The organism is Streptococcus sp. 5004 (genome assembly GCF_013276755.1).
GTDB lineage: Bacteria > Bacillota > Bacilli > Lactobacillales > Streptococcaceae > Streptococcus.
In genome coordinates, this window is record NZ_VMLP01000023.1 from 54,557 (window position 1) to 66,302 (window position 11,746).

Genomic DNA, 11,746 nt, shown 5'->3' on the forward strand with positions numbered 1-11,746 from the left:
TTAAATAAACATATCTTGCAAGAGCTTCTTTTTGAGTGTTTCCAATTGAGAAATTTTTTCTTGGTGAGAGTTGATGAGGTTATCGAGGTTTGAGAAGTAGGCACCGATGGCTTGTTGTTCAGGGAGAGATGGGATAAATACTTTTTTCGATAGTAATTCCCCTTTAGTAATACCCTTTATTGATGTTCCTTGAAGTTGGGTAACCTCCTTTTGAAGTAATCTATAAAGCAAATATGCTGTGAACTCTATATTTGATTTAAGATTTGAGAGTGATAAAAAATCCTGACTTGTTGCGTATTCATGACGCAAAACCGCTAACTTCCCAACTCCAACTCTCGTAACAACCGCAATTGAATCCTTTGGTATTATTTTGGCTGATGAATTTTCCAAACCTTTCTCAGAAATACTTTTTTGAACTTTAATCTCAAATAGACAATTTATCCCTAAGTCAGATGACTGAATCCAAGGAATATCCCCATCCCAATATTCCTGAACATTTGTTTTTGGAGTGCCACCACTTTGAAAGTCATCAGCTAAATCATTAATTTCACAAAGCTCCCACTCACCTTCAAATCCATCCAAACGAATCTCAGGGACTGTCTGTCCAATCTTGGGAAACATCTTGGAGAGCATGGTCGCCTTGAGAGATTGGTAGTTGGTCAGATTATCCTTGTAGCTTGCAAGAAGGTCGTCGAGGGTGCGGAAAAGAGAGCCGATAGCAGTTTGTTCTTGAATATTAGGCACATTAACCTTTATCGTCGCTATATCACTAGCATTGTATGAAGGAAGGGCACCGATTTGTGCATACTTGGGCAAATATATCGTTTGAAATAATGTCAAACCAAAATCTTTATCCCATGATTTATTAAGAGAATAACTCATAGTATTATTGTCAATCAGAAAAGTTTTAGTAACTAACCGTTTTCTATTTAACATCAATGCAGCACCGACTTTGGCAAAGATGATAGCTGGGGTGTCTTTAACAACATTCCAGCTATTTTTCGCAATTTGCTCCTGTGTAACATAATTGTTTGCATTTCTCATCTCAGTTTCATTTCCAATATTATTCATATCAGAAACCTTAAAAAATGGAATTCCTTCTGTACCACCTTGTTGACTATCTGGAAAGCCTATACCTGATTTAAAACTTCCCAGCTGACCTAATTTGTAATTATCCTACTTGTTACTAAACTTTTCAAATCTTATTCTGGGATTACTCTGTTTCATCATTTAAATCTCCACTAAAATATATCTAACAATACCATGGCATACAATGAGGGATTCCCCCATTCTTATAGGGGATAACATTCTCTTTACAATAATGGTAAAGTTTTGGAATTCTATTATCATTTAAGTAGGATAATAATGTTTCTAAATCATCAAAATTTTTACCATTAAAATAAAATATAGGTGGTAATAAAGCATCTTCATTTTTTCCACGAGCAAACAATTCTAAGGCCAAAAAACCATCAGAATAGCCTATGTCATAGTAGGCTCGTAAATATTCATCTTCACTCATCCTTAGGTTAGATAAATATAAATAACTATGAATAACCTCATGAGTATAATTTGGAATTAATATTTTCCCTGATTTTTTATCTGCTATGCATCTTTGAAAAGCATGTATTAAACCATCTTGGTAGGCAATTGTCAATAATAGTTCAGGATACTCTTGCAAAATTTCATGAAACTTTTCATCATTCATCCAACTTAAATGTGCATTTATCAAAATTTCATTTGTATCTTCTGCAAAACGATATACCATACTGTCAATCAGAGTTCCTTGCTGAATAAGTTCATTTTTCAAAGACTTAACAAAAAATGTTCCATCAGTAATAATCGGGATTATATTTTTAGGGTGCTTCTCCAACCACTTTTCATCAATTGTCACTAAATAAAATTGATTTGCAAACTGTCCCAAATCATCTGAAAGAATTTCAATAATTTTATTCAAATCTTCGTCACCGAAAGAAAAACCTACAAATACTACTGTTTTTGTTGATAAGATAGTTTTTAACCTATCCCCAATAGGTTTTGTTGACAATTTTTTATAGCAATTTTCATAGTCATTCTCAGTTGCAATAATTGAACCTATATTTTTAATAGAACCATGAATTTTAAAAACCCTTTTATCAAATGTATCCCACAAAGCAACATCTTCATTATAAATAATTGGAAACATATCACAATTGTCTTCAAACAAAGTATCCCAATTAGTTGTTATCACAGTGCCAACCTGTGGAATTTTAGCAACTTCTTTGTGAAATTCTGAAGCAATACCATATAGTTCCGGAAAATTATCGATCATTTGAAATCTTCTATTTATCCTTTTAAATAGTTCTTTTCTACCATTTACGACATTTTCACAAAACAAACTCATCAACTTAGAAAAGGATAGATTATCATCTACTTCAATATGATTTTTATATTCCAACTCATCTTTTATATCCGTATAAAATGAAGTAGGCATAACTTTTTTTGACTCTGTACTTACACCTGCACCACAGAACAATACTAAATCTCCGTTAATTGTTGCTTGAATGACATCTTCAGGCAATGTAAAACCATTCTCATTGTCAGATTCTCTGCCCCCTTCAATAAGTTTTCCTTTAACTTTTACCATCATTTCTACTCCATAATTCTGTTAAAATAACATCATCACTATTCGGTCTAATTATTTCTTCTTTATCTACTTTCACAAATACTGGAACTTGAATAGCATTACCAGTAATTATAGCCTCTCCTTTACCTAAACTAGGAATTTTATTAAAGGAAGTTTTATCCAGCGTAGGCATAGTATTCACCAACATTCGTAAATCATTATCATTAACCAATCTATGGATGAAATAATTATGAACTTGTGAAAGAATAGTCGGTGAAATATCTGCCGGTCGTTGACTAGATAACGTTAAGTAGAAACCAAATTTTCGCCCTTCCTTAATGATTTCCTCAAAAATACTCAATCTGTAGTCCTGCCAAGTATCTCCTACAGAATGATTTTGAGCATTTAAAATATTATGTGCTTCATCAATAATTAAATGACTAGTACATGTAACATCTTCTCGATTTATATTCTCTTTCTGTTTATCATAAACCATTTTTGAAATAAGCATTGGAATTAGTCTGGTAATCTCCTGATTAGCATGTACGAGATTAATAATATTTAGACTGGAAAAATCTCCATCAATACTCTCTTTAACTTCAACAACTTTTTTCAAACTATTTAGAGCTGTATCAATTCTATGAAATAAAGGATTAATATGCTCAATGTTTGTTGATTTCCAAGCTGATTGATGTACTTTTTGAAAATCAAGATGAAACTTCAATTTGTCAATTTCTGGGAGTGCGTCAAATTTATTACATAAAGCTTCTTCAATTTCATTAATTCGTAGATAATGTATTTCGGAGTTTTCTATTGGAGTATTCGCATTAATTATATAGCAAGTATCACCGTTCCTCTTTGTAAAATAGGATTCACGTGCAGAATTGTAATACAAATTATTTTTTAAGACAGTAAATAAATCACTGTTAATGTATTTCTCTGCAATCGATGTCCAATTATCTTTAGAATCCAAACTCGCAGAATTCCCAGTAGTTAAAATCTTTTTCAATGTTCCCACAACAAATCTTGCAATACTAGTACCATCAAATTTATTCTCCTCCCATATTTTAAGCGCTTTTCTCAAAAATGGCACTTGTGTAGCTATTGTTGCTCCAAATAGGATTGACAAAATATCAGGATCAAATAAATAATCTGAAGTGATTGGAATTTTATTATTGGTTTGATTTCTAGTATCTATATCAAACACCTTCTTATTTTCTATGACATCAAAACTATCATCTTTTGTATATTCACCATTAAAATCAATAACATAGAATTTTGAAAGCTCTAAAATTTTTTCTCTATAGTCAGACCGAAATAATTCTAAAAATAACTTATGCAATGTATTTGATTTACCGCTACCAGTATTCCCAAAAACACCAATATGGGAGGCAAAAATCTTATTAATTGATAAAGGGATAACTTGACCTTCTAAGATTGATTTTCCAATAGAAATTGTCGGCTCAGACGTATTAATCCCATATATTAATTCTAAGTCTTTTTTTGAAGTAATACATACTTCATTACCAATCATAGGTACATATTGACTTGTTACTTGAAATTCACCTTTTTCAATAACACCTTTAGTTTTCAAATGAACAATTCGATTTATAGAATTCTTTGAAAATCGATTGTCAAATTCTGTACTTCGAATTGTATTTTGTTGATCAGCAACTTTTTCAGTAACAACAGAAGCGATAATTTTTACATTATTCTGCAAAATTGTCAGATATGCTCCGATTTTTGCACCTTGTAACACATCACCATACCATAGATATTCAGCATCATTAGATAAATGATACATTCCAACTTGAGAAATATCGCCATCAACACCTACGATTACACCTAATTTTTTCACAACTCGATTCATTATACTTCATCATCCTCAATGATAAATAACTTTGTCAGACTACTTATATCAAAATTCCCACTTGTACTCAAAATGTTCTTATTTTCGACTTCCAAATCACATGGTAACACTATCTGAAGATTCCTAGGAATATTATCAAGAGATAAGTTCTTCTTAATAACATCAAAATCGCTATCAGCATAGCAAAATATATAAATCATTAACTCTGGATTCTTTAAGGATCTCCTTATCATCTTGGCAATATGATCATCTTGAAAAGAAAATCCTATAACAATTAACACTGATTGAGGTTTATCTAACTCGAGTTGGAATATTCTTAACATATCATGAAAATGATTGTTAAGATATGTTTCTTGTCCTTCAAGTCCAGTAGGTCTAACAACAACTGGGTGATTAACAGTACACGTTCTTATTAGAATCTGATTATTTTCGCCTCTTTCCCAATTCATAGATCCGTGAGGTTTAATTAAGGAAACTGAAGGAAGCTCATTTAAATAATTTTCATTTAATCCTCTATACGCCACACTTTTATTATAATTAGAACTATCTAACACTTTATAGAAATAACCATTGGAACCATCATTAAATATGAAGTTATCGTTTTTCATTAATAAATCCAAGGCTCTTTCAATAAACAAATCATAATTTGTTGTAAAAACATTAACACTCTTTGAAACCGTTCTGGAATTTGAAATGTAAAGCAATGTAATTACTTTTTCTAAGAACCTTACATATCGTTCTAATACAAAATCAATACTAATCTCAAAAGTGGTAAAATTCTTTAGTTTAGTAAAATATTTCGCAGAATACAAAATCTGTTTATCCATTTTTTCAACAAAATACTTAATTCTATCATTATGATTAAAAGGTAAAAAAGAACTAACTTTCAATATATGTTTTTCTAAATTTTTATTCGCTATATCTTTAGAGACAATTATACCATTTTCATCCTTAGCAAAGTGACTCATTAAAGGTATTGATGGATAAGATACACCCGAGCCAATTAAAATATTCAGTTTCTTAGTAAGTATATTCTTTTTGAATTGTTCCACTTTAAAATTTAAATTCTCCATAATAATTTTTCCTTTTATTAGCTGATGATAAAATATAAATATCCATTTTCAATGCAAAATGTAGTCTAATATTACTTTCTATTAAAATTATACCACGAAACTACAAAAATCCCCTTAGAAATCCGCTTCTAAGGGGTTGTCTTTATCCTGCTGCTTGGGCTGGTTCTGCTGGTTTGGTCTTTTTATCTTTCTTGCTACTAGTGATAAGACGGCGTTTGCTATCTCGGATGCTATTGAGTTCCTTGAGGAGTTGAGTCAGGTGTTCCTTTTCAGGATAGGCTTCTGCACTGGCTGCGGTATAGCGCATAAAGAGGTCGTAGCTGGTTGAAAGTTCAGTACGGAGTTGTCTGGTCTTGCCAACTTCCTTGGCAGACTTAGAAGCACGCGCCTTACTTTCCACTTGGTCATATTCCTCTTGAGCATTGACCACAGCCGTCAGCATAGGTGTCAGTCCTAGACTGGTCACTGCCTCATGATAGGGTGTTTCACTAAGCGTTTTGAGAAGACTCTTGATTTCTGCCGTCTCCACATCATTGCTGTGCTTGGTGATGTCCTTATACTTAGCAAAGACTGGTTTCAGAGTTTCATGAGCTTCTTTGAGCTTGGCGTCCTTAATCTTAGCAAATCCTCTATGAAGGGTAAAGAGACCGACCAAAGCACTATCACGATTGCGATCAACTTCTGTCAGATTACTAGACTCTTTCGTTTCCACCGCCGCAAGTTGAGCTTGAAAATCATCTAGCTTGGTCTTGAAGGGCTCCAAATGCTTGGCATACATGCCCTCGTCCTTGTTTGCCTTAGAAAAAGTGGTCAAACTTTGATGAGTATCCATCATCAGGCTTTCAAACTCACGATTGGTAAAGTTACTATAACTAAGTGGACGAATAGCGTATGTTTTTGTCATGATGATATTCTTTCTATTTTTCATTATGTAAACTTTTAAAATAATTCTAACAGTTACTTTAAAAGATTTATTCCGCTTCCGCTCAACTGTCATTATTTCCATCTAAAACGTACTTTTCAGGACAAATCAGACATTTTCAAATTAAAAAACCCCTATCTGATGGACATACACTCCGTCCATCAGATAGAGACTCTTACTATTTTTAGATTTTACCTTTTCGAGTTTTAGAATACATATAAAATTTAGTAAATATGACTATTCGAAAGCTCGAAGACCTCAAAACTTTTGTAGATAAGTAATTCGAAACGTAGAATACTTGTAAATTTATGTAATTGCAATCATTCGAGGCTTAGAATACATGTAAACTTTAGGAAGTAGGCCTATTCTAAGTCTCGAAGAGCTATCTTCCAACCCTCAATGGCTCAATGACTTCCTCCACTAGTTGGGTATAGGCTTCCTTGATTTGTTTTTTATAGAGGAGAGGATTGAGGGCATCCGCCACCTCTAGCTTATAGTCCTGATAGCGCTGGCTCTTGGTCAGCTGACTTTCTCCTAGTTGTTTTTTCGCTCCCTTACGGTAGTGTTCGACATAGTAACGGAGTTCATCCTCACCGACATACCAGCGCTTGCTAAAGACTTTGATATGTTGCTGGATGACAGCCTCAATCATCTGATCCAAAATATTTGCGATAGACTGACCACGATAGCTTTTCGGATGTTCTTGTACCTCTCTCCAAAGTTCAGTGATGATCTGAGCAAGATTGGGATTGGTCTTCTCAAGACTCTGAATATAGTTATCCACGGCTTCCCTATCTTGAGCGCTTAGGTTCTTTTCTTGACTCTGACCTTGTTCAATCAGGCTTTGGATTAAGGTCAAGATATAGGCATAGTTAATTTCGTCCACTTGGATAGACTCCAGTTCATAGTGGATATCAAGTGGCTCTCCATCGTCATCATCCTCTACTCGGCTTTTTAATTCTGCAAGGACATTTCGATAAAGTCCCAGATACCTTTCCAACTTCTCTCCATCAAGTCCCGTCTGACTGTAAAGTTCTTCCTCATCATACTCTTTGTACACTCGGATAGAGGCTAAATATTTATCAAAGGCTTGATAGGTTTTAGCTAGTTTCCTCAACTCAGGTGTAGAGATTTGCTCGATTTGGAGTCCTTCCTCAGGATCATCGGTGATGAGATTTTGGAAATCACTGCAACTCCGTAAAAAGTTCCTCTTTTCCTCTTCCCAGCTAGGGGCTAGGACCTCGTTTTCACCACCATTTGAGTAGAGCTTGAGGGCATTATCCACTGCTTCCTTAAAGGCTAGGGGCTTTTGGAAGGTGATGATATGACCGTAGGTCTTACTAGAATCAAAGATACGATTGGTTCGGCTAAAGGCTTGGATCAAGTCCTGCGGTTGCATGGGCTTGCGGTCAATAAAGAGAGTTGATAGACAAGGGGCATCAAATCCCGTTAGGAGACGATTGACTACGATGACTAAGTCCAACTGTTCATTTCGATAGAGGTATTTGTCATGCTTTCGAGCTAGACGGTTATTGACATCCGTATTAAAACCACGCAGATCCGCCATGGTAAAATGGGTATCAAACTCTTGGTTATAGTCCTCTAAGACCTGCTTCATGTGGTCTTGATTGGCTCTTGAGTCTTCTTCATTTTCTGTGACCGAGTAGGTGATGGTCGCCTTTGGAAAGTCAGGAAGGACCTGCTTGACCCTTTCCGATACCTTAACCCTCGTCTCCCCAGCCTTGACTCGTTTGAGGAGGTCATAGTAGGCTTGGGCTTGAGGGATGGATTTAACGGTTAGGATGGCATTGTAGGTCTTACCAACTCCTTTTTGGAATCCTAGCTGTTGACGGGATTTATTGATAATGGCATCCAAGACTTCCAGCATATGCTCTTCATCTTCGTAGACAGTATCTGGTATGTCATTTTCAGATTTATCCGTGATGAGGGTATTGCGATAATCTACCTTAAAACCTAAAACTGCTCCATCATGGATGGCTTCCTTGACTGTATACTCATGGAGACGGTCACCGTACTGTTGCTGGGTGGTTTGAGCTAGGTCACCGACCTGCTGGCGTTTATTTTCCTTAAAGATAGGTGTGCCTGTAAAACCATACCAGAGAGACTGTGGGAAAAAGGCCTTAATGTCTTTTTGTGTTTGAGGTGTTACGGCACGGTGGCATTCATCCACGACAAAGGCCACTCGAAGATCCTTGATTTTGTCCGCATCTCTTTGGTAAAGACCTTGTTCAAACTTGCGCATCATGGTGGTGATTTTCTGGATGGTCGTTACCACCACACGCTTATCATTGCTTCCTAGTCGCTTGACCAAATCATGGGTATTATCCGTCTCATCAATATCAATGACATCATTGGTCGCATAAGAGAGAAAAGATGAAGTGGTCTGTTGGTCCAAGTCCCTGCGGTCAACGACAAAAATCGTCTTTTGGATAGATGGAATCTGGAGGAGATTCCGAGCTACCTTATAGGAGGTCAGGGTCTTCCCTGAACCTGTCGTATGCCAGACATAGCCTGATGCTTGCTGGCGAGAGGCTTCTTGCACTGCTTCGATGGCGTGAATCTGGTAGGGACGCAGGAGGATGAGAGTCTTCTTGCTATCATCAAGGACAGAATACTGCATGACCATCTGATGAGCACGAGGGATGGAAAGGACTTCGTGGGCAAAACTGGTCAAGCTCGTTATAGGTTGGTTGTCCTTATCCACCCACTTGGTTAGAAATTGCTTGTTGAGTTTATTTTCCCTAGCTGCAGCGATATAGCGTGTATCTACCTTATTAGTCACAACAAACATCTGTAAGCTAGAGTAGATGCCACGGAACTTGCCTTCACGGTCATACTTTTTGATTTGATGAAAGGCATCTAGAAAAGCAACTCTGGGACTTTTAAGCTCGATCTGAACCATTGGAAGGCCATTGATCAAGAGGGTCACATCTAGCCTGCGGTCTTGATCCTGAGGATTTATCTTATCTCTCTCGACTTGGTTGACAACCTCATAACTGGACTTACCAGCTGCGATATTGTCTCGCCAAATGACAGATAAACGGATAGTCCCCAAACTAGCATCTTCTCTCTGAACCTCAACCTTGGCAATGCCATTTTCGCCGACCAACCACTTGGCCGCATCATAGTAGCTAACAAAGTTCAGTTGATTCTTTATCTGGCGTTTTTCCTGTTCTGTTAGAGGATAATCTGCCAATAGAGTCACGTTGTTCTGGGCTAGCTTTTCAAAGAAGTTTTCCCATAATTGTTCTTCAGTTTTAAGGTCATCTCTGTAAGTCCATTGACTTTCCCCAGTTACCAGTTGGTTGATCAGTTGTTTTTCTATCTCCAGTTCTGGTTTTACCTGCATCATACTCTCTCCTTTGCTACTTGTCTGCTTCCTTTATTATAGCATGTTTAAGCTCAAATTCCATCACTCTTCCCATATCAAAAAGACTCATTCCCCCTTTCTCCTCCAAAATATGGTATAGTAGAGTTATACTATCTATGAGGAGTTTACATGTCACAGGATAAACAAATGAAAGCTGTTTCTCCCCTTCTGCAGCAAGTTATCAATATCTCATCGATTGTCGGTGGGGTTGGGAGTTTGATTTTCTGTATTTGGGCTTATCAGGCTGGGATTTTACAGTCTAAGGAAACCCTCTCTGCCTTTATCCAGCAGGCAGGTATCTGGGGGCCACCCCTCTTTATCTTTTTACAGATTTTACAAACGGTCGTCCCTATCATTCCAGGAGCCTTGACCTCGGTGGCTGGGGTCTTTATCTACGGCCACATCATCGGGACTATCTACAACTATATCGGGATTGTGATTGGCTGTGCCATTATCTTTTATCTGGTGCGCCTCTATGGAGCTGCCTTTGTCCAGTCCGTCGTCAGCAAGCGCACCTATGACAAGTATATCGGCTGGTTGGATAAGGGCAATCGTTTTGACCGTTTCTTTATTTTTATGATGATTTGGCCCATTAGTCCAGCTGACTTTCTCTGTATGCTGGCTGCCTTAACCAAGATGAGCTTCAAGCGCTATATGACCATCATCATTCTGACCAAACCCTTTACCCTCGTGGTTTATACCTACGGTCTGACCTATATTATCGACTTCTTCTGGCAAATGCTTTGACACATAAAAAATCCGTTTGGTTTCCCAAGCGGATTTTGTGCTTTATTTTGAAACTTCTTTTGCAAGGACAAAGTTTCCAAGAGTAGCAGAACCATTTCCTGCGACTGCTGGAGTGACGATGTAGTCACGCACATCTGGTACTGGTAGGTAGCCATTAAGAAGAGATGTAAATTTCTCACGGACACGGTCCAACATGTGTTGTTGAGCCATGACCCCTCCACCAAAGACAATCACGTCTGGGCGGAAAGTCACTGTTGCATTAACCGCAGCTTGAGCGATATAGTAGGCTTGAACATCCCAAACAGGGTTGTTGAGTTCAATGTTTTCCCCACGTACACCTGTACGAGCTTCCAAACTTGGACCAGCTGCATAGCCTTCCAGACATCCCTTATGGAAAGGACAAACACCGTTGAATTCTTTTTCAATATCCATTGGGTGTCTAGCAACATAATAATGACCCATTTCAGGGTGACCCACACCACCGATAAACTCACCACGTTGGATGACACCTGCACCGATACCTGTACCGATTGTGTAGTAAACCAAGTTTTCGATACGGCCACCAGCATTATTACGGGCAACCACTTCACCATAAGCAGAGCTGTTTACGTCTGTAGTGAAGTACATTGGCACGTTGAGGGCGCGACGAAGGGCACCAAGTAAGTCCACATTTGCCCAGTTTGGTTTTGGAGTCGTTGTGATAAAGCCATAAGTTTTTGAGTTTTTATCAATATCAATCGGACCAAACGAACCGACTGCAAGACCAGCAAGGTTGTCAAATTTTGAGAAGAACTCAATGGTTTTATCGATTGTTTCGATTGGAGTTGTTGTTGGAAATTGTGTTTTTTCTACAACGTTAAAGTTTTCATCACCGACAGCACAAACAAACTTTGTACCGCCCGCTTCCAAGCTTCCATATAATTTTGTCATGATAAACCTCTTGTTTTTATTTTCTTTATTATAGCATATTTCGAAAGTCTAAATTTCTCTATTTTTTAGATTTTCCTCTGTAAATCTTACCATTCAAGCAAAAACGAACAAACATGTCATTTGTTCGTTTTCATTGTGAGAGGGAATATTGTACTCAATGAAAATCAAAGAGCAAACTAGGAAGCTAGCCGAAGGCTGTACTTGAGTACGG

8 protein-coding genes and 1 pseudogene are annotated in these 11,746 nt (G+C 37.1%); 1 reads left to right on the forward strand and 8 read right to left on the reverse strand.

Annotated features, from left to right (window positions below; translation table 11 throughout):
- From HT685_RS10295 to HT685_RS07705, 7 genes and pseudogenes are all read right to left on the reverse strand, one after another.
- Positions 1–633 carry a restriction endonuclease subunit S gene (locus HT685_RS10295; RefSeq protein WP_345789539.1) on the reverse strand — a complete coding sequence of 211 codons (633 nt, stop codon included), beginning with the start codon at positions 631–633 and terminating at the stop codon, positions 1–3.
- Positions 634–690: 57 nt separating this feature from the next.
- A pseudogene (locus tag HT685_RS10300) lies at positions 691–1,161 on the reverse strand (restriction endonuclease subunit S); the annotation flags it as partial.
- 91 nt (positions 1,162–1,252) lie between these two features.
- On the reverse strand, positions 1,253–2,626 hold the full coding sequence (locus HT685_RS07685; protein ID WP_239683538.1) for an SIR2 family protein: 1,374 nt from the start codon (positions 2,624–2,626) through the stop codon (positions 1,253–1,255).
- The gene (locus HT685_RS07690; RefSeq protein WP_173226829.1) at positions 2,610–4,472 is read right to left on the reverse strand and encodes an ATP-binding protein; all 1,863 of its coding nucleotides are present in this window, start codon (positions 4,470–4,472) and stop codon (positions 2,610–2,612) included. Before HT685_RS07690 ends, HT685_RS07685 begins: the two co-directional genes overlap by 17 nt.
- Positions 4,472–5,545 carry an SIR2 family protein gene (locus HT685_RS07695; protein ID WP_173226831.1) on the reverse strand — a complete coding sequence of 358 codons (1,074 nt, stop codon included), beginning with the start codon at positions 5,543–5,545 and terminating at the stop codon, positions 4,472–4,474. The genes HT685_RS07690 and HT685_RS07695 overlap by 1 nt, the downstream gene beginning before the upstream one ends.
- A 142-nt stretch (positions 5,546–5,687) precedes the next feature.
- Positions 5,688–6,449 carry a DUF6261 family protein gene (locus tag HT685_RS07700; protein WP_173226833.1) on the reverse strand — a complete coding sequence of 254 codons (762 nt, stop codon included), beginning with the start codon at positions 6,447–6,449 and terminating at the stop codon, positions 5,688–5,690.
- 400 nt (positions 6,450–6,849) lie between these two features.
- Entirely contained in the window at positions 6,850–9,840 is a 2,991-nt protein-coding gene (locus HT685_RS07705; protein ID WP_173226835.1) for a type I restriction endonuclease subunit R, read from the reverse strand.
- A gap of 147 nt (positions 9,841–9,987) precedes the next feature.
- On the opposite strand from HT685_RS07705, the gene HT685_RS07710 reads away from it, so the two are divergent.
- Positions 9,988–10,605, forward strand: a complete 618-nt coding sequence (locus tag HT685_RS07710) for a TVP38/TMEM64 family protein (protein WP_000076168.1) — start codon at positions 9,988–9,990, stop codon at positions 10,603–10,605.
- Between the two features lie 42 nt (positions 10,606–10,647).
- On the opposite strand, the gene scrK is transcribed toward HT685_RS07710, so the two are convergent.
- Positions 10,648–11,535, reverse strand: a complete 888-nt coding sequence (gene scrK / locus HT685_RS07715) for a fructokinase ScrK (RefSeq protein ID WP_000164316.1) — start codon at positions 11,533–11,535, stop codon at positions 10,648–10,650.
- Positions 11,536–11,746: the final 211 nt, after the last annotated feature.

Coding starts and splice junctions, on each gene's coding strand:
- HT685_RS10295 (WP_345789539.1), bottom strand. CDS start 633: ATGCTCTCCAAGATGTTTCCCAAGATTGGACAGACAGTCCCTGAGATT.
- HT685_RS07685 (WP_239683538.1), bottom strand. CDS start 2,626: ATGATGGTAAAAGTTAAAGGAAAACTTATTGAAGGGGGCAGAGAATCT.
- HT685_RS07690 (WP_173226829.1), bottom strand. CDS start 4,472: ATGAATCGAGTTGTGAAAAAATTAGGTGTAATCGTAGGTGTTGATGGC.
- HT685_RS07695 (WP_173226831.1), bottom strand. CDS start 5,545: ATGGAGAATTTAAATTTTAAAGTGGAACAATTCAAAAAGAATATACTT.
- HT685_RS07700 (WP_173226833.1), bottom strand. CDS start 6,449: ATGACAAAAACATACGCTATTCGTCCACTTAGTTATAGTAACTTTACC.
- HT685_RS07705 (WP_173226835.1), bottom strand. CDS start 9,840: ATGATGCAGGTAAAACCAGAACTGGAGATAGAAAAACAACTGATCAAC.
- HT685_RS07710 (WP_000076168.1), top strand. CDS start 9,988: ATGTCACAGGATAAACAAATGAAAGCTGTTTCTCCCCTTCTGCAGCAA.
- scrK (WP_000164316.1), bottom strand. CDS start 11,535: ATGACAAAATTATATGGAAGCTTGGAAGCGGGCGGTACAAAGTTTGTT.